Below are 17,900 nucleotides of genomic sequence, written 5' to 3'. Positions count from 1 at the left end.
AGGCCAAGTCAACCGGCTTGGCGGGGGCCATCCTTTTTGCAGGAGTTTCCCATGTATCTGAAATCACATGACGCCGATATCCTCGTATCGGCATTCGGCGCCGGCCCCAGAACCCTGATGGCACACGGTGGGTGGGTGGGCAGCGGCGAGTTGTGGGCAGCGCCCTTCGAAATTCTCAGCCGGTCCTGGCGGACCATCACTTACGACCATCGCGGCACAGGCGCAACAAGGTGTGCCGCAGCCGACATCAGTTTTGAACTGCTGGTCGAGGACCTGTTTCGCGTGCTGGATGCCCTGCAGGTGCAAAGCTGCGTACTCGCAGCCGAATCCATGGGTGCCATGATCGCTTTCGAAGCGGCCCTGCGTTGCCCAGAGCGCTTTTCTGGCCTGGTCATTGTGGGTGGCCGCTACACCGGCGAACGAACGCCAGCCCGCGACCGGCTGATCGCCGGCTGCAAGGCTGATTTCCCGGCCACGATGGATGCTTTTGTCGAGGCCTGTGCGCCCGAGGAAGGCTGCGATGCCGAGCGGGCCTGGGGCAAGATGATTGTCAAACGCTCCAACGCTGTCGCCGCTGTGCAAATGATGGAATGTGTGGAGCACGTGGATGTGCAATCGCGCCTGCACGCGATCAGGGTTCCGACCCTGATACTGCATGGCAGTTGCGACGTGATCTCGCCGCTGGCCTCATCCGAAAAGCTGGTTGAGCTGATCCCGCATGCGAAGCTGCTGGTTGCCGATGGTGTTGGTCACGTGCCTACTATCACGCGCCCGCAGTGGGTGGCAGAGCAGATTCAGGATTTTTTTGCTGAACCCGTCAACGATAGGGGTTGCTGATCCCCAGGCCGGCCAGAATTTCGACTTCACGCGCTTCCATCGCGTCGGCGTCCTGTGGACTGGTCTCATGGTCCCAGCCCTGGGCGTGCAAGGTGCCGTGCACCAGAAGATGCGCGTAGTGAGCTTGCAGCGTTTTTTTGTTCTCGCGCGCTTCCTGGGCGATCACCGGCGCACACAACACCAGATCGGCCGTAACCAGCGGCGCCAGCGTGTAGTCAAAAGTCAGCACGTTGGTGGCGTAGTCTTTTTGCCGGTAGCTGCGGTTCAGGGCCTGGCCCTCTTCGGCATCGACGATGCGCACCGTCAGCTCGGCATCGCAGTCCAGCGCATGCCGAATCCAGCGTGCCACGCTGTGGCGCGGCAGTGCCGCGCGGTGGCGTTTGGCGTCATTGATGGCACCGAACTGTAGCGACAGGCTCAGTTTTTTAAGAGCCATTTCGGCTTTTTGTCCTTGTGGGGCGTGCGACAGGCACTATCAAATCAGTAGCGTCTTCCGTGCTTGGGGCTTTGCTTTTGTAGCCGTCGTAGGCGTCCACAATGCGCGCGACCAGCGGGTGGCGCACCACGTCGGCACTGGTCAGGCGGGTGATGGCGATGCCCTTGACGCGTTTGAGCACACGTTCGGCATCAATCAGGCCACTGAGCTGGGTGCGCGGCAAATCCACCTGGCTCACGTCGCCAGTGATCACTGCTTTGGCGCCAAAACCGATGCGGGTCAAAAACATCTTCATTTGTTCAGGCGTGGTGTTTTGCGCCTCGTCCAGAATCACAAACGCATGGTTCAGCGTGCGGCCGCGCATGAAGGCCAGCGGCGCAATTTCGATCTGCTGGCGCTCAAAGGCTTTCTGCACACGCTCAAAACCCATCAGTTCATACAGTGCGTCGTACAGCGGGCGCAGGTAGGGGTCCACCTTCTGGTTCAGGTCGCCGGGCAAAAAGCCCAGGCGCTCACCGGCCTCGACCGCCGGGCGCGTCAGCACAATGCGCTGCACCGCGCTGCGCTCCAGCGCATCCACCGCACAAGCCACGGCCAAGTAAGTTTTGCCGGTGCCGGCCGGGCCGATGCCGAAGGTGATGTCGTGGGTGGCAATGTTTTCCAGGTAGGCGCCCTGGTTCGTGGTGCGCGCCCGCAGATCAGCCCGGCGGGTGGACAGTGCCATCGCGCCGTCCGGCGCCACACTGAGCGCGGTGTCGCCGGCCAGCATCAGCTGCACCTGCTCTTCCGGGATCGGCCGTTTCGCCATTTCGTACAGCGCCTGCAACACCTCCAGCGCCTGCTGGGCCCGGCCCTTGGGCCCATCGATCTTGAACTGCTCAAACCGGTGCGCAATCGCCACCTGCAGCGCCGCTTCGATGGTGCGGATGTGCGAGTCCATGGGCCCGCACAGGTGGCCCATGCGGGTGTTGTTGGGCGGTGTGAAGGTGTGGCGGAGGATCAAAAGGGTGTTTTCCTTGAGGCAAGGCAATCAGATGGGTGATTGTCCCTCTATATTCAATCCGACGGGCGGGGGCGCACTGATAAGATTTGTCCATGATTGGACGCATCACTGGCCTGCTGGCCGAAAAAAACCCGCCGGAATTGCTGGTGGACTGCAACGGCGTCGGCTACGAGGTGCTGGTGCCCATGAGTACCTTTTACAACCTGCCAGCACTGGGCGAAAAAGTCAGCCTGCTGACACATTTTGTGGTGCGTGAAGACGCGCAGCTGCTCTACGGATTTGGCAGCGCCAGCGAACGCGCGGCCTTTCGCCAGCTGATCAAGATTTCCGGTGTCGGCCCGCGCACCGCCCTCAGCGTGCTCAGCGGCATGAGTGTTGATGAGTTGGCGCAGGCCGTGACCCAGCAGGAGGCAGGGCGCATCATCAAGGTGCCGGGCATCGGCAAAAAAACCGCCGAGCGTTTGTTGCTCGAACTCAAGGGCAAACTCGGCGCCGACATGGGCATCACGGTCAGCGTGGCCGACGATGCGCAGTCCGACATTCTTCAGGCCCTTGTGGCGCTGGGTTACAGCGACCGCGATGCGGCGCTGGCGCTGAAGGCCTTGCCGAAGGACGTTGGTGTCAGTGACGGCATCAAGCTGGCATTGAAAGCCCTGGCCAAATGAGCATTCAGACCGACGACTTCGACATGTCCGGCGTGCCGCCGGCCAAACGCGTCATGTCCGCCGCGCCCGCCTCTCCTAACGAAGAAGCGATAGAACGTGCCCTGCGGCCCAAACTCTTCGACGAATATGTCGGCCAGTCCAAGGTGCGCGAGCAACTCGAAATTTTTATTGGTGCCGCCAAAAAACGCAGCGAGGCGATGGACCATGTGTTGCTGTTCGGCCCGCCCGGCTTGGGCAAAACCACGCTGAGCCACATCATTGCGCACGAGCTTGGCGTCAACCTGCGCCAGACCTCAGGCCCGGTGCTGGAAAAACCGAAAGACCTGGCAGCGCTGCTGACCAACCTGGAAAAAAACGATGTCCTGTTCATCGATGAAATCCACCGCCTGAGCCCGGTCGTCGAGGAGATTTTGTACCCCGCGCTGGAGGACTACCAGATTGACATCATGATCGGCGAGGGCCCGGCGGCGCGCAGCATCAAGCTGGACCTGCAGCCCTTCACGCTGGTAGGGGCCACCACCCGCGCCGGCATGTTGACGAATCCGCTGCGCGACCGTTTCGGCATCGTGGCGCGGCTGGAGTTTTATACCGCCGACGAACTGGCGCGCATTGTCAGGCGCAGCGCCAAACTGCTCAATGCGCCTATGGATGAAGAAGGCGGTTTCGAGATTGCCCGCCGCTCGCGCGGCACGCCACGCATTGCCAACCGCCTGCTGCGCCGCGTGCGCGACTATGCCGATGTCAAGGGCAGTGGCCACATCTCGCTGGACATCGCCAACAAGGCCCTGGCCATGCTCGACGTCGATCCGCAGGGCTTCGACGTGATGGATCGCAAACTGCTGGAAGCGGTGATTCACCGCTTTGACGGCGGGCCGGTGGGCCTGGACAACATCGCCGCGAGCATTGGCGAAGAGCGTGACACGATTGAAGACGTGATCGAGCCCTATCTGATCCAGCAGGGGTATTTGCAACGCACGCCGCGCGGGCGCATTGCCACGCTCGCGGCTTACCGGCACTTGGGCGTTACGCCTCCCCGTACCGGCGATGGCCTTTTTGAGCCGGGCGCCTGAGACCTCCATGAACCTTGCCGCAACACTTTCACCCAAACGCCGCTGGATATGGGTGGGGGCGGTGGCTGTGCTGCTGGTGGCGGCAGGCACTGCATGGTGGATGCAGCGCAGCCCCCGTGTGGATGTGCTGGAGCTCCGTTACGCGCCCTTGTTGCGGACCCTGCAATTTTCTGCCCGTGTGGCCACGCTGTCCCGGGTGGACATTGGCAGCACCGTGACCGGTCGTGTGGCTCAGGTGCGGGTCACCGAAGGCGCGCAGGTGCGCCAGGGCGATGTGCTGATCCAGCTGGAGACCGATGAGCTGCGCGCTGCGGTGACGCAGGCCGTCGCTTCCGAGCGCCAGGCGCAGGCGCGGCTGGCCGGACTGCGTAGCACGGGCCGCACTTCGGCGCAGTCTGCCCTGACGCAGGCCGACTCGACGCTGAAAGCCGCCGAGGCCGAGCTGGCGCGCACCGAGCAACTGGTGGCCCAGGGTTTTATCAGCGCGGCCCGGCTGGACGAAGTGCGGCGCGCGGTGGAAGTGGCTCGGGCGCAGCAGACCGGCGCCCGTGCGCAGACCCAGGCCAATGCCGAGGCCGGTACCGATGTGGCCCAGGCCCAGGCGCAACTGGCGCTGGCCAGTGCGGCCACCGCAGCGGCGCGCGCCCGCCTGGCGCAGGCGGCTGTGCTGGCGCCTACCGATGCGCGGGTGTTGACACGCGATGTCGAGCCGGGGCAAATCGTGCAGCCCGGCAAGGCCCTGATGAGCCTGGCGCTGGCCGGGCCCACGCAGCTCAGTGCCCAGGTGGATGAGCGTTTTCTGGACCAATTGCAAGCGGGGCAGAAGGCAGCCGTGGTGGCCGACGCTTTTGCCGACCAGCGTTTTGCCGCGCGTGTGTTGTCGATTGCCCCTGCGGTCGATGCCCAGCGCGGTGCGATCGAAGTCAGGTTTGCGCTCGAACAGCAGGCGCCGGCATTTCTGCGCGAAGACATGACGCTGTCGGTCGAGGTCGAAACCGGCCGGCGTGAACGCGCCCTGGTGTTGCCGCTCAGTGCCCTGCACAGCCAGGTTTCACCCACGGCGGCGACCGTGCTGCTTGCCGTGGAGGGGCATGCACAAGAGCGCCAGGTGCGCCTGGGGCTGCGTACGCTGGATGCCGCCGAGGTGCTGGAAGGCCTGGCTGAGGGCGACGCGGTGCTGCTGGGTGGCAGCGTGCGCGCAGGTGCCCGCGTGCGCGTGCGAGCCGTTGCCTGGCAGCCGGGCCAGCCGGTGGGCAAGGCGGCCGCCGCTTCAGACGCTGGCTCGGCCCTGACCAACGCCATGGGGCGCTGACGCGCCGTCCAACACATGTTCCCCGGGTTTGGTTTTGAGCTGCGTGTGGCGCTGCGCTTTTTGCGCGAAGGGCGCATGCAGACCGTGTTGATCATTGTGGGTGTGGCAGCCGGCGTGGCCGTGGTGGCCTATATCTCGGCGTTGATCAGCGGCCTGCAGGGCAGCACCCTGACCAAAACCCTGGGCGCCCAGGCGCATATCACTGTGCGTGCGCCAGACGACCTGGTCACGCCGGCCTGGCAGGCTGCGGAGGGCACTGCCACACTGACCGAAACGCAGCCACGTGCGCAGCGCCTGCGCTCGGTTGCCAACTGGCAGGCCTTGTTGCCGCTGCTGGAAGCGTTGCCCGCCATTGCCGGTGTTTCACCCACGGTGTCGGGCGCTGGCCTGGCGTTGCGCGGCGAAGCCACCCAGGCGATTGCGCTGACGGGCGTGGATCTGGACCGTTATGACCGTGTGGTCGGGCTGCGCGGCAAGGTCATCAGCGGTACGCCGCGCCTGTCACCGGGGGAAGCGATTGTGGGCCGCGAGCTGGCGGCAGACCTGGGTGTGCGTGTGGGCGACCGGCTGACGGTGCAGACCGGCTTGGTCAGTGACTCGGTGCGCGTCACCGCGCTGGTGGATCTGGGCGTGAAAGACCTGAACCGCCGCACCGTGATCGTGCCGCTGCGTGCGGCGCAAAACCTGCTGGGCCTGCCTGGCGGCGCCACCAGCCTGGATGTCACGGTGAAAGATGTCTGGTCGGCCCAGGCCCTGGCCGACCAGTTGCGCCAGCAGTTTCCCTACAAGATCGAGAGCTGGCAGGAAAGCAATGCCCAGCTGGTGTCGGCCCTCAATGCCCAGTCGGTCAGCACCGCGCTGATTCGTGGCGTGGTGATGGTGGTGGTGGTGCTGGGCATTGCCAGCGTGCTGGTGGTATCGGTGGTGCAAAAACGCCGGGAGATCGGCATTTTGCGCGCCATGGGCGCCACGCGCGGGCAGATTTTGCGGCTCTTTCTGGTGCAGGGTGCGGTGGTAGGCGCGCTGGGCTCATTGCTGGGGATTGCGCTGGCCGTGGTCATGATCTGGCTTTTCACCACCTTTGTGCGCGGCTCAGACGGCTTGCCGCTTTTTCTGATCACACTGCCCCTGGCCACCGCCGTGCAGGTGGCGCTGATTGCCACGGTGTGTGGGGTGCTGGCTGCCGTGGCACCAGCGCGCCGCGCCGCCGCGCTGGACCCGGCGCAAGCCATACGGATGTAGCTGCATGAGCCCCGATGCCCCCGCCCCCGATGCCCGCGCACTGCTGACACTTGCTGATGTACGCAAGAGCTACAACCTGGGCCTGCCCAGCGAGGCCGAGGTTTTGCACGGCGTGTCGCTCGAGGTGCAGCGCGGGGAATTCATTGCCTTGATAGGACCATCCGGCTCGGGAAAAAGCACCCTGCTCAACATCATCGGCCTGCTCGAAGTCATGACCGCCGGCAGTTGCCGGCTGCTGGGCCAGGAAGTGCAGGGCATGGATGACGCAGCCCTGACCCTGCTTCGGCGCAGCGCCCTGGGGTTTGTGTTTCAGTTTCATCACCTGCTGCCGGCCTTTAGCGCGCTGGAAAACGTCACCTTGCCGGCGCTGATGCGTGAAGGGCGGGTCAGCGCAAAGCAGCGGGAACACGCGCGTGCCTTGCTCGCCTCCCTCGGGCTGGCAGCGGCCATGGGTAAAAGGCCGGCAGAGTTGTCGGGCGGCATGCAGCAGCGGGTGGCGATAGCCCGCGCGCTGGTCATGTCGCCCGCCCTGGTGCTGGCCGACGAGCCCACAGGCAACCTGGATACCGCGTCGTCGGATGAGGTGTTTGTGCAGCTGCGGCGCATGCACGCCGAACTCGGAACCACCTTTGTGGTGGTCACGCACGATCCCCGTCTGGCCGCGCGTTGTGACCGCCTGGTCGAGCTGGTCGATGGACGCATTGCGCGCGACGAGGCGATTACCCACGCCGCCACCTGAGCGGCTTTCAGTCCCTGGGCGCCGACGGCCGCGCGTGGCGCGTAATCAAAATTTGCGCGATGTAATAGGTGCTCAATATCCACAGCTGCGCCATCGGTAGCGGCACAGCAAACTTGTTGGTGGCCAGCAGCGCATCACTGAGCATGAAAAACCCGGCGCCGATGGCGACCCAGACCGACGCTTTGCCCTGCAGCACGGTGGCGCGGCCTATGGCCTGTGCGGCCATCAGCGCAATCACGACCACATAGGCGGCCACCGCGACACGCAGTACCGGTGTCAACCCGTCAAACAGAAAAGCGTACATCAGCGCACCCACCGCCAGCGTGGCTGCCAGCGCGCGCCGGCTGGGAAACCACGGCTGATTGATCTTGAACAGCGCAATGTAAAACAGGTGCGCCACCAGGAAGGACAGCAGGCCCGGGATGAAAAAACCGGGAAACATCAAAAAACAGTCGCCAGCGAGCGAAAAAGCCAATCCCGCCAATAAAAATATATTAAATCGGCTTGCAGCCCTTATCGGGTGTGCGTAAGCAGCTATAAAAATAATAGCAAATAACAGGGCCAGTGGTTTGAAAATGCGGTGCAACTCCACCAGTCCCAGCGCGCCGGTGGCGGTGGCCAGCGCTGCGGCCTCAATCAGCAGTACCTCCATCAAGCTGATGCGCCCTTGCAGCGCCGCGCCCACGGCCCACAGACCGGCTGTCAACACGCCCAGCCAGATGGCCGCCTGCGCCGTCGGCATGTTGTCTGCGTACCAGAGGAAAAGAGCCACACCCTGCAACAGCAGCACAAACTGCAGGGCACCAAACCACAGGGCCGCGCGGCTCAGTGGCGGGTGGTAACGCTGCACGCGACTGATGTCAAAGGCTGGCCGGGGGAAACGCGCCGCAACATCCGCCGGGCGCCAACCCGGGGGCTTGAACCACACACGTATCTTGTCGCCCCAGTGGGCCGCGTGCCACGAGTCTTTGGCCAGCGCCCAGTACACCTCGGCGTTGGACCACAGCGGGTCCCAGCTGTTGAGCGGGCTGCGTGTGCCGTAAACACATTTTTCGTCCTCTTCGCGAAAGCTGCCAAACAGCCGGTCCCAGATGATCAGCACGCCGCCATAGTTCTTGTCCAGGTAGTGGTCGTTGACGGCATGGTGTACCCGGTGGTTGGACGGCGAGCAGAACCAGCGGTCAAACCAGCCGAGTTTGGGGACATGCTCGGTATGCACCCAGAACTGGTAGAGCAGGTCCACCAGCACCACCACGCCAAAGACCAGGGGCGGCACGCCGGCAATCGCCATCGGCACATAAAAAATCCAGCCGAAGATGGCGCCGCTGCTGGTCTGGCGCAGCGCGGTTGAAAGGTTGTAGTCCTGGCTTTGGTGGTGCACCACATGCGCCGCCCAGAAAAGTGAGCTTTCATGGCCGGCGCGGTGCAGCCAGTAGTAACAGAAGTCATAAAAAACCAGTGCGATCAGCCAGCCGTACCAGGTGGTCCAGAAAGCTTCATCGGGGAAAAGCGCCACCGAGGAATAAATGGCGGTGTAGATGCCAATGCGAAACAGCCGCGTGAACACCGCACTGATCTGGCTCAGCATGCCCAGGCTGATGCTGTTGATCGCATCGTTCAGGCGGTAGGTGTTGCGGCCTTTTGCATAACCCCAGGCAAACTCGACTGCGATCAGCAGAAAGAAAACCGGGGTGGCAAGAACAATGATCTGACTGGGGCTCATGCCCGCATTGTCTCGCAGCGCAGACTGATGCGGCGCTGGCATCTACCCTGATTCGACGGTCATGCTCTTTGCAAGATTACGCGGTTTAGGGTGTTCACATCACGCCGCTATTACGCCCCAAACTGCTGTGCGGCCTGACCTCGTTGTAGTCCTGCCGCCAGATGGCCGAGGCACTCCTGGCCTGGTGCAAGGTCTCGAACCATTGCTCGTTCAGGTGGGTTCAGGCGCGTTTGAAATGATCACTGGCGAGGTGGTGAACGCCATCCCGTTAATCAAAAAAGGTTTCTTTGAACATGTCAGTGCAATGCTGGATAGCTGCCACCACATGCGGGATGGACTCTGCCACTTCGGCTTCACGCCGGATCACCATCTCGGTGGTCAATATCAGCCGCTGCATTCTGTCACCGGGATCGGCCACCTGGCATACCTTGGCAAAATCCAACAAGCCTTGGCGGGCCGAAAAAAATGACTTCTGCCCGCACAAATCCAGGGCCAGTACATCCTCAGGAATGTAGGCCGTGGTGTTGACCATGTCAAAGGCTGGCGCCAGGCGGCAGTCGTTGGTGGTCGGGTCGGTATAGAGCAGGCCAAAGTTTTTCAGATGCGCATCGCCATTGCCCACCACGCAAGACAGCGCCACCATATCGAAGAGCGCCTGCAAGGACGGTATGACATGGGGGCCAGAGGAAAACGCTTCAACGAGCTTGGCCACATGGGTATAACTCGTTTTGTATTTCTCACGCGATGAAATCCCGGCCAGCACTGCCATGTCTTCAAACCCAATAGGGGCGCCATCCGGCGTTCTGTCAAACCGCTGCATGACAAACAGCTCTTTGTTGTCTGACAAATAGAACTCCGGCACTGCCAAGCCTGACTCTTTGGCGATACTCATGCAGAGAAACTCGTTCGCTGCCAGCCCTGGATATTCCTGGCGACCACTTTTAACAATCAGGTCGTGTGTGCGTACTGTGGCCTTGGAAGACGCGGGCTCCATTGCATCGGGTGCCACCACCAGCGGCACCAACACCTTGGGCTGCACGCCCGAAATGCCGGTGCGGTAGATGTACTTGTTGACCAGTTCGGCAAACAAACTTTCTGTGCCGTCCCACGCCAGTATTTCACTTAAGTGCTCGCCGTTGCCCGGCGCACTCGCCAAAGGGTTCACAAAATCTGATTGCACGGCCACGCGGCCGATGGGTGCTTGCCCGCCAGATAGGGCCAGCAGCAACATCGGCTCCAGGTTGACGATTTTGGCCAGGCGGTTTTGCAGCTCCTCCAGTAAAAACCCCTCCGGCAAGTTCATTTGGAAGATGGGGTGCAAGGTGGCATGCGCATATTGCGCCTTGCGTACCGGCATGGTCAGGCTGACCGCCGAGCCTGCAGTAGCTGGGCCGTAGCCAAACAAAAACTGCCCCTGCTCCTGCGTCAACTCACCCGCCTCGCCCTGGGGCGTGCTGACGCGCAGGTGCGTGGCAGCGTTCATTGGAAGTCTTTCAGTTCATCCAGCGTAGGCCGGGTGCGGGGTGACAGGGTTAGTTCCGCACCCAGTGCGCCGGCCAACCGTGCGTAGCTCTCCATCGACACCGAACTGCGCCCGGCTTCCATCTCGATCACCTTCAGGCGCGTCACACCCGCCAAGCTCGCCAATTTCTCTTGGGTCAGGCCCCGGTTAGTGCGCATGGCTTTGAAGGCTTGCCCCAGTTTTTGAAGGTGAAAAGACTTTTCCATGTATCGATAGTAATACATTTATAAAAAAATGATTCATAAACGATACATTTTGTAGGCAGTACACCACAATACCCAATTCAGTTTCAACGCTTCAAGCCTTGTGCGCCGCCTTTGCCCGTGCCGCCTTCTTCTCCGTCAAACGTGCCAGTGGGATACGTCAAAGGGGACTTTCAGCAAAGTAGCATTAACAACCTTGAGTGACGGGTCAATTTTTCTCACCGCCACATTGAATTTTTCAGACCGACAGCATGCCGCTGCACAAGTCAATCACTCTACAGTGACTGACTTTGCGAGGTTTCGAGGCTTGTCCACATCGGTGCCGCGAGCAAGCGCCGTGTGATAGGCCAGCAACTGAAGCGGCACCACATGCAACAAGGGGCTTAACGCGCCGTAGTGCTCTGGCATGCGGATGACGTGAATGCCTTCGCCGCTTTCAATTTTGCTGTCTGCGTCGGCCAGCACGTACAGCATGCCGCCGCGTGCGCGTACTTCCTGCATATTGCTCTTGAGCTTTTCCAGCAGCGCATCGTTGGGTGCCACGGTGACCACTGGCATGGCGCTGGTAACAAGGGCCAGCGGGCCATGTTTGAGCTCTCCAGCCGGGTAGGCCTCGGCGTGGATGTAGCTGATCTCTTTGAGTTTGAGTGCACCTTCCAGCGCAATCGGGTAATGCAGGCCGCGCCCCAGAAACAGCGCGTTTTCCATCTTTGCAAAGTCTTCGGCCCAGCTGATGACTTGTGGCTCCAGCGCCAGTACGGCTTGCAGCGCAGCTGGCAAGTGGCGCATGGCCTTGAGGTGCACTGCTTCTTCTTTGTCGCTGAGCCGCCCCTTGTTTTGGGCCAGTGCCAGCGTCAGCAAAAACAGGCCAGCCAGCTGGGCGGTGAAGGCTTTGGTGGACGCCACGCCGATCTCGACACCCGCGCGTGTGATGTAGGCAAGTTTGCATTCGCGCACCATCGCCGATGTGGCCACGTTGCAGATGGTCAGCGTTTGTGTCATGCCCAGGCTTTGGGCGTGGCGCAGGGCGGCCAATGTGTCGGCGGTTTCGCCACTTTGGGTGATGGTGACCACCAATGTTTTGGGGTTGGGTACCGAGATGCGGTAGCGGTACTCGCTGGCCACCTCGACCTGTGTGGGTATGCCGGCAATCGACTCCAGCCAGTACTTGGCCGCGCACCCGCTGTAATAGCTGGTGCCGCAGGCCAGGATCAGCACCGAGTCGATGTCCTTGAAGACCCGGTAAGCGCCGTCGCCAAACAATTCCGGAACAATGCCGTCCACACCTTCGAGCGTGTCGGCGATGGCGCGTGGCTGCTCAAAAATTTCTTTTTGCATGTAGTGGCGGTAGGGGCCCAGCTCGGCCGCGCCGCTGTGCGCATGCACGGTCTTGACCTCACGCTGAACTGCCTTGTGGCTGCGGTCAACAATCCAGTATTTGCCCAGCTGGATATCAACCAGATCGCCTTCCTCCAGGTAGAGGATCTGGTCGGTCACGCCGGCCAGGGCCATGGCGTCGCTGGCCAGAAAGGTTTCGCTGCCGTCCTGGCCCACGCCCAGAATCAGTGGCGAGCCCGATCGGGCGCCCACCACACGGTGCGGCTCGTCCTTGCAGAAGGCCGCAATCGCGTAGGCCCCGTGCAGACGGGCAGTTGTCGCCTTCAGCGCTTCGAACAGGTCGCCGTCGTACAGGCTGTCCATCAGGTGCACGATCACCTCGGTGTCGGTCTGGCTGGTGAACACATAACCCTTGGCCTGTAACCCGGCACGCAGTTCTTCGTAGTTTTCAATGATGCCGTTGTGCACCAGTGCCACCTTGCCGGGTTTGTGCGCGGCGTCGCCACTGCCGTGGCTGAAGTGCGGGTGCGCGTTGTGTACCGCTGGGGCGCCGTGGGTGGCCCAGCGGGTGTGGGCAATGCCGGTGCCGCTTTCAATGTGATCGGCCTGGACCTGCTCGATCAGCTCGGCCACGCGCGAGGTGCTGCGCGCCCGCTTGAGCCCCTGGTCGTACACCGCCACGCCGCAGGAGTCATAACCCCGGTATTCCAGCCGCTGCAGGCCCTGCACCAGGATGGGAACAATATTTCGAGTTGAAACCGACGCCACAATGCCGCACATAAGCCACTCCAAAGTAAAACAATGAGCGGATATTAGGCCTAAGATATTTTCTTGAATCTACTTTTTTGGCAGGAAATTGTTGATTAATTTCATTGTTTCTTACATTTGGAATATTATTCCAAAACAGTTCAGATATTGGAATGAATAATGATTTCTGACATCGACGAAATCGACATCAAGCTGCTTGAAGCATTGCAGGACGATGCCTCGCTGAGCAACCAGGCGCTGGCAGCGCGCGTGTTTATTTCGCCGCCCACCTGCCTGCGGCGGGTCAAGCGGCTGCGCGACGCCGGGTTGATCGAGCGCGAAATTGCCATCCTCAACCCCGACAAACTGGCAAGTACGCTGGGCCACGGCCTGACAGCGCTGGTGGAGATCACGCTGGACCAGCAGGGCGCTGAATGGCAGCAAGCTTTCGAAACCCGTGTGGCGCAGGACAACGCGGTGCAGCAGTGTTACCGCGTCTCGCCGGGGCCGGACTTCGTGCTGGTGGTGCATGTGGCCACCATGCCGGGCTACCTGGCGCTGGCGCAGCGCTTGTTTACCAGCGACGCCAATGTGCGCAATGTGAAGGCGTTTTTCAGCACCAAGCGCGTAAAGTTTGAGCCGAAAGTGCTGTTAGCCTAATAAAGACAAAGGTATGTAGCTCCCAAATTGATAGCGATCTACAGTCTGCGCAGGGCCATCGGCCACCTGCCGATTCTGGGGGAACCCTTGAGCGGCAGTTTGCTGGCGGGTGAGGGGTTGGCGATTTTTGGGGTGTTTTTGGTGAATCGGGTTAAGTAGGTTTTCTGGCACAAGCCCCGCGTCGACTCACTTAGCGTAAGTGACAGTCTTTTTGCCGAATTCCGCCAAAATTGCAGCGCTGGGACACACGGCCTCTTCGAGCATGAAGGTGTTGCCGGCCATATAGCTGATCGGCAACAACAAGGCCTTCGCAAAGTTGCCCGGATTTGGGAATACGCGCAAGCACTTGGTCTCTGCCTGAGCCACCGTTGCCTTGAACAGGAAGGGTTGGTCCGCCTGCGTCGATCGCACGAAAAATTCATGCGAATCTGGCGCGATCTGCAGCACCGCATAGCTCTTGGTACCGAGCGCCACCCAGTCTTGCTGGCCCGATCCGAAGACGGCGTCAATGCCACCGGAGTTGAATGCCGACTCGCGGTAGACCAGGAGGGTGGACTGGTTGGTTTCCTGAAGCCTGGACAGGGGGACAAGTTTTGCGGGCGCGCACCCGCTCAAGACCAGGATGAAGCCCACCGCTGCGCAAATTTTTCTCATGTTTTTCCCAGTGTTGTTGTTTCGAAATAAGCTGACTCCAGAGTCAAGCTGGCTCAGGATGCCGTCTTTTTAGACGGCCGCGTCCAATTAGTCAAACTAACCTGCTTGCCACGCGCCACACTCAATGCGCCTGCCGGTGTGTCCTTGGTGATGGTGGACCCGCCGCCCACTGTGCCGCCCGCGCCTATCGTCACCGGGGCCACCAGCACGCAGTTGCTGCCGATGTGCACATCGGCTTCGATCACAGTGCGGTGCTTGTTGGCGCCGTCGTAATTGGCGGTGATGCTGCCGGCGCCGTAGTTCACCCGCTCACCCACGGTGGTATCCCCCAGGTAGGCCAGGTGGTTGGCCTTGGCGCCTCTGGCCAGGGTGGAGTTTTTGACTTCAACAAAATTGCCGATGTGCACGTCTGCGCCCAGTTGCGCGCCGGGCCGCAACCGGGCAAACGGGCCGACCAGCGCGCCTTCGCCAACCTGCACGCCGGGCTTTTCGCCGTCGATGTGGGTGAAAGGGTGGATCACGGCGCCTGCCGCTATCACGGCGTTGGCGATGCAGCAGTTGGCGCCTATGCGCACGCCGTCGCCCAGCGTGACTGCGCCTTCAAACACACAGTTCACGTCAATTTCGACATCCTGCCCGCAGGTCAAGCTGCCGCGCACATCCAGCCGGGCCGGGTCGGCCAGCCGCACGCCCTGTGTCATCAGCGCAATCGCCTGGCGCGACTGGTACACACGTTCCAGCGCAGCCAGTTGCAGCGGGTCGTTCACGCCGGACACTTCGGGCTCGTTGTCGGGGTGGCTGGCCACAACTTGCCGACCGTCTGCCACTGCCATGGCGACCACATCGGTCAGGTAGTACTCCTTCTGGCTGTTTTGGTTGGTCAGCCGGGCCAACCAGGTTTTGAGCAGCTTGTTGGGCACCGCCATCACACCGGTATAAAACTCGCGGATCTCGCGCTGTGCGGGGGTCGCATCCTTGTGCTCGACAATGCCCAGCACCGCGCCATCTTCCGCGCGCAGCACCCGGCCATAACCACTGGCGTCAGCGATGGTCAGGGTCAGCAGCGCCAGCTTGTCCCCGGCGCACACATCCAGCAGTTTGCGCAGGGTTTGTGCCTGAATCAGCGGCACGTCGCCGTTGAGAATCAGCGTCACACCGTCGTCGGCCAGCAGCGGAACCGCCTGCTGCACCGCATGCCCGGTGCCGAGCTGCGGTTCCTGCCGCGCGAACTTTATCCGCGACTGAAGGTCAGAACTGCCTGTAGCCCAATCAGCGCCTGCGCAAGCTGCTTCTACTTCGATAGCGCCGTGGCCGGTGATCACCACCACCTGGCGCGCCGATAGCCGCGCTGCGCAGTCGATGACATGTCCCAGCAGTGCACGACCGCCCAATCGGTGTAACACTTTGGGCAACGTGCTTTTCATCCGCGTGCCTTTGCCTGCGGCCATGATGACAACATCAACTGAGACTGGAATCGCCATGAAGTTTCCTGTACGTTTTGCAAATCGGGACAGCCACTGGGCCGGGGCGGCAGGGCAGCGCCGCAAGCCGATTATCGGTGTGCTGGCCGTGCTGCTGCTGGTGGCTGGCCTGCAGGCCTGCAGCGCCGTCAAAATTGCCTATAACCAGGCGATTGAGCTGTCTTTCTGGCAGCTTGATGGCTACTTTGACTTCAACGACACGCAAAAGCCCCGCGTGCGTGAAGAACTGGCCAAAGTTCACCAATGGCACCGGCAAACCCAGTTGCCCGGGTATGTCGAGGCTTTGCAGCGCTGGCAGACGTGGTTGCCCGGGGAAGTAACCGAGGCACAGGCCTGTGCGGTCTTTGACGAAGTGCGCAACAAGCTGCAAGCCATATCCGACCGCGCATTGCCTGCGGCGGGCAGTTTGGCCGCCACGCTGGTGCCCGAGCAACTGAACGCAATGCAAAAGAAGTTTTCCAAACTCAATGCCGAATATCGCAGCGAGTTCATCGAAGGCACGCCGGCCGTTCTGATGGAAAAGCGCCTCAAGAAGGCCGTGAGCCGGGCAGAAATGTTGTACGGCTCACTCGACGAGCCGCAGCTGGCGGTGCTCAAGTCGCGGCTGGCCCAGTCGGCGTTTGATGCGAACATTTCTTTGGGTGAGTTTCAGCGGCGCCAGCGCGACGCCCTGCAAAGCCTGAGCCCCCTGGTCGCCGGGCAATCCACCGCCGAACAAGCCAGGCCGGTCGTGCAAGCGTATTTGCAGCGGGCAATGAACTCACCCAATGCTGCCTACCGCGCTTACCAGGAGCGCCTGACGCGCGACAGCTGCGCCACCTTTGCCGCGCTTCACAACAGCACCACTGCCGCGCAACGGGCCAAGGCGGTTGAAACCCTGACCGCCTATGCGCAGGATTTCAGGCTGTTGACCGCGCAGCGCTGAACCCTGCCGCACGAAGCAAAAGGCCTATTGGCCTTTGGCCTTGGAATGCGACAGGCCTTCGCGTTCGGCTGCTTTCAGCTCGGCGGCTTCGGCGGCGTCAGCCGGGCGCGCAGCTGGTGCATCGGCAGCCAGGTTGGCATCCTTCAGGTAGGTGTCCACACCCTTTTGATAGTCGCGCGTACCTTCATAACTGCCTTCGCCGATTTGCTGCGGCTTTGGCGTGGTGCTGTTGGGTGTCTGCTTGTTCATGGTTGTCCTTTTGAAAGTGTGATGGAGTGGGGGCTTGCGGTGAGTGGCGCCATCAAGTTGGCGCAACAGCGCCTCGCCTGGCATCGGCAGAGCCTGGCGCGCCAGGGGTCGGCTGACCAGTCCACCCTTTGTGCCGCGGCTGAAACTCGCCCGATCCACTGCTTTGCTGTTGCTGCTGGTTCACCGGGCGGTGTGGCTGTTGCTGCAGGCCAGGCGGCCTGAAAACGATTTTGTTGTTCATAAAAACTCCAAAAACCTGTTTGCCTGCGCCGGTATGGTGCAGAAAAAGGAATAAGGAGTCAGCGTAAAAAGCCGTTTGCCCGGGCGCTGTCGGCCCAGGTGGGTGGCCGCTGTCGGCGCCGGACTACAACAAAGGTACCTGGCGCACAGGCAGCTCGTAATAGTCGGCAATACGCTGGAGGGCTTTGGGGTTGAGCAAGCGCAGGCGCCCGTCCCTGAGCTCATGCAAACCGAGCTTGTGCAGGGCTCGCAGAGTTTTGTTGGTGTGCACCAGCGACAGGCCGAGCGCGTCAGCAATGTGCTGCTGATTGATCGGAAACGCGATCGAGCCTTCTTCAACCAGCCCCAGGCGCTGCACGCGACGGTACAGGTGCATCAGCAGCATGGCCACCCGCTCTGTCGCGTTGCGTCTGCCGGTGCTCAGCAGGTTGTCGTCCACCATGCCTTCCTCGCGCGCCGACAGCCAGGTCACGTCATAACCCAGGCTGGGGAACTGGCGAAACAGGTCCCACAGGCGGTCGCGCGGAAAAACGCACAGGGTGGTATCGGTCAGCGCTTCCACGCCGTGGCTGGGGCCGTCGGCAAACTCCTGCTGCAAACCGATGAAGTCACCAGGCAGCAAAAAATTGAGGATCTGGCGCCGGCCATCGCTGAGGGTCTTGTAGCGAAAAGCCCAGCCCGAATACAGCGTGAACAGTTTGCCATTGGGGTTCTGCTCGGAAATGATCGAAGTGCCTGCTGTGGCCAGCGCAGCGCCGCTGCGAAAACTCTCGATGAAGGCCAACTCCGCGTCGCTGACGGTCTTGAACGCCTCGGTGCGGCGCAAGCGGCAGTCGGCGCACTGCCTGGGGCAG

General features: G+C 61.6%; 18 protein-coding genes and 1 pseudogene. 8 read left to right on the top strand and 11 right to left on the bottom strand.

From position 1 onward, the window contains the following. Window positions 1–51 precede the first annotated feature (51 nt). Window positions 52–837 (top strand): alpha/beta fold hydrolase, encoded by a 786-nt coding sequence (locus Q8L50_RS13855; protein ID WP_305349221.1) that lies wholly within the window; start codon window positions 52–54, stop codon window positions 835–837. Here the strand turns inward: Q8L50_RS13855 and ybeY are convergent. Both ybeY and Q8L50_RS13845 read right to left on the bottom strand, forming a co-directional pair. After that, on the bottom strand, window positions 818–1,273 hold the full coding sequence (ybeY, locus tag Q8L50_RS13850) for an rRNA maturation RNase YbeY (protein ID WP_305349220.1): 456 nt from the start codon (window positions 1,271–1,273) through the stop codon (window positions 818–820). The two genes, Q8L50_RS13855 and ybeY, sit on opposite strands and share 20 nt — an antisense overlap. Continuing rightward, the gene (locus tag Q8L50_RS13845) at window positions 1,263–2,276 is read right to left on the bottom strand and encodes a PhoH family protein (RefSeq protein ID WP_305349219.1); all 1,014 of its coding nucleotides are present in this window, start codon (window positions 2,274–2,276) and stop codon (window positions 1,263–1,265) included. The genes ybeY and Q8L50_RS13845 overlap by 11 nt, the downstream gene beginning before the upstream one ends. 92 nt (window positions 2,277–2,368) lie before the next feature. Here Q8L50_RS13845 and ruvA point away from each other — a divergent pair, with 92 nt between their 5' ends. The 5 genes from ruvA to Q8L50_RS13820 are packed head-to-tail and all read left to right on the top strand — an operon-like array spanning window position 2,369 to window position 7,304. Beyond that, entirely contained in the window at window positions 2,369–2,941 is a 573-nt protein-coding gene (ruvA, locus tag Q8L50_RS13840; RefSeq protein WP_305349218.1) for a Holliday junction branch migration protein RuvA, read from the top strand. Then, complete coding sequence (gene ruvB / locus Q8L50_RS13835) at window positions 2,938–4,011, top strand: Holliday junction branch migration DNA helicase RuvB (protein WP_305349217.1); 1,074 nt, start codon at window positions 2,938–2,940, stop codon at window positions 4,009–4,011. The genes ruvA and ruvB overlap by 4 nt, the downstream gene beginning before the upstream one ends. 7 nt (window positions 4,012–4,018) lie before the next feature. Beyond that, a complete protein-coding gene (locus Q8L50_RS13830) occupies window positions 4,019–5,323 on the top strand; it encodes an efflux RND transporter periplasmic adaptor subunit (RefSeq protein ID WP_305349216.1) in 1,305 nt (434 codons plus the stop codon). Window positions 5,324–5,338: 15 nt separating this feature from the next. Beyond that, window positions 5,339–6,565, top strand: a complete 1,227-nt coding sequence (locus Q8L50_RS13825) for an ABC transporter permease (RefSeq protein ID WP_305349215.1) — start codon at window positions 5,339–5,341, stop codon at window positions 6,563–6,565. Between the two features lie 4 nt (window positions 6,566–6,569). Beyond that, window positions 6,570–7,304, top strand: a complete 735-nt coding sequence (locus tag Q8L50_RS13820) for an ABC transporter ATP-binding protein (RefSeq protein WP_305349214.1) — start codon at window positions 6,570–6,572, stop codon at window positions 7,302–7,304. Window positions 7,305–7,311: 7 nt separating this feature from the next. On the opposite strand, the gene Q8L50_RS13815 is transcribed toward Q8L50_RS13820, so the two are convergent. The 5 genes and pseudogenes from Q8L50_RS13815 to glmS all read right to left on the bottom strand — a co-directional run bounded on the left by Q8L50_RS13815 (window position 7,312) and on the right by glmS (window position 12,870). Continuing rightward, window positions 7,312–9,027, bottom strand: coding sequence for a lysoplasmalogenase family protein (locus Q8L50_RS13815; RefSeq protein ID WP_305349213.1), 1,716 nt, complete (start codon window positions 9,025–9,027; stop codon window positions 7,312–7,314). Window positions 9,028–9,145: 118 nt separating this feature from the next. Then, a pseudogene (locus tag Q8L50_RS13810) lies at window positions 9,146–9,241 on the bottom strand (integrase core domain-containing protein); the annotation flags it as partial. Between the two features lie 54 nt (window positions 9,242–9,295). Then, a complete protein-coding gene (locus Q8L50_RS13805; RefSeq protein ID WP_305349212.1) occupies window positions 9,296–10,510 on the bottom strand; it encodes a type II toxin-antitoxin system HipA family toxin in 1,215 nt (404 codons plus the stop codon). After that, window positions 10,507–10,755, bottom strand: coding sequence for a helix-turn-helix domain-containing protein (locus tag Q8L50_RS13800; RefSeq protein WP_305349211.1), 249 nt, complete (start codon window positions 10,753–10,755; stop codon window positions 10,507–10,509). The genes Q8L50_RS13805 and Q8L50_RS13800 overlap by 4 nt, the downstream gene beginning before the upstream one ends. Before the next feature lie 267 nt (window positions 10,756–11,022). Beyond that, a complete protein-coding gene (gene glmS, locus Q8L50_RS13795; protein ID WP_305349210.1) occupies window positions 11,023–12,870 on the bottom strand; it encodes a glutamine--fructose-6-phosphate transaminase (isomerizing) in 1,848 nt (615 codons plus the stop codon). Window positions 12,871–13,017: 147 nt separating this feature from the next. On the opposite strand from glmS, the gene Q8L50_RS13790 reads away from it, so the two are divergent. Further along, window positions 13,018–13,497, top strand: coding sequence for an Lrp/AsnC family transcriptional regulator (locus Q8L50_RS13790; protein WP_305349209.1), 480 nt, complete (start codon window positions 13,018–13,020; stop codon window positions 13,495–13,497). A 186-nt stretch (window positions 13,498–13,683) separates the two neighbouring features. Here Q8L50_RS13790 and Q8L50_RS13785 read toward each other — a convergent pair whose 3' ends face one another. Further along, window positions 13,684–14,130, bottom strand: coding sequence for a hypothetical protein (locus tag Q8L50_RS13785; protein WP_305349208.1), 447 nt, complete (start codon window positions 14,128–14,130; stop codon window positions 13,684–13,686). 74 nt (window positions 14,131–14,204) lie between these two features. Further along, window positions 14,205–15,632: a bifunctional UDP-N-acetylglucosamine diphosphorylase/glucosamine-1-phosphate N-acetyltransferase GlmU gene (gene glmU, locus Q8L50_RS13780; protein WP_305349207.1), complete on the bottom strand. Its 1,428-nt coding sequence runs from the start codon at window positions 15,630–15,632 to the stop codon at window positions 14,205–14,207. On the opposite strand from glmU, the gene Q8L50_RS13775 reads away from it, so the two are divergent. Then, window positions 15,631–16,557 carry a DUF6279 family lipoprotein gene (locus Q8L50_RS13775; protein WP_305349206.1) on the top strand — a complete coding sequence of 309 codons (927 nt, stop codon included), beginning with the start codon at window positions 15,631–15,633 and terminating at the stop codon, window positions 16,555–16,557. The two genes, glmU and Q8L50_RS13775, sit on opposite strands and share 2 nt — an antisense overlap. Before the next feature lie 24 nt (window positions 16,558–16,581). Here the strand turns inward: Q8L50_RS13775 and Q8L50_RS13770 are convergent, their stop codons facing one another. Together Q8L50_RS13770 and Q8L50_RS13765 are read right to left on the bottom strand one after the other, a co-directional pair. Beyond that, window positions 16,582–16,806, bottom strand: a complete 225-nt coding sequence (locus Q8L50_RS13770; RefSeq protein WP_305349205.1) for a hypothetical protein — start codon at window positions 16,804–16,806, stop codon at window positions 16,582–16,584. Window positions 16,807–17,170: 364 nt separating this feature from the next. Then, window positions 17,171–17,900, bottom strand: a 730-nt coding sequence (locus Q8L50_RS13765; protein WP_305349204.1) for a Crp/Fnr family transcriptional regulator, incomplete at its 5' end; no start/stop codon positions are given.

Origin of the sequence: Polaromonas sp. (assembly GCF_030680935.1) — a bacterium.
Lineage (GTDB): Bacteria > Pseudomonadota > Gammaproteobacteria > Burkholderiales > Burkholderiaceae_C > Polaromonas.
This window is presented reverse-complemented; position numbering and strand designations above follow the sequence as displayed.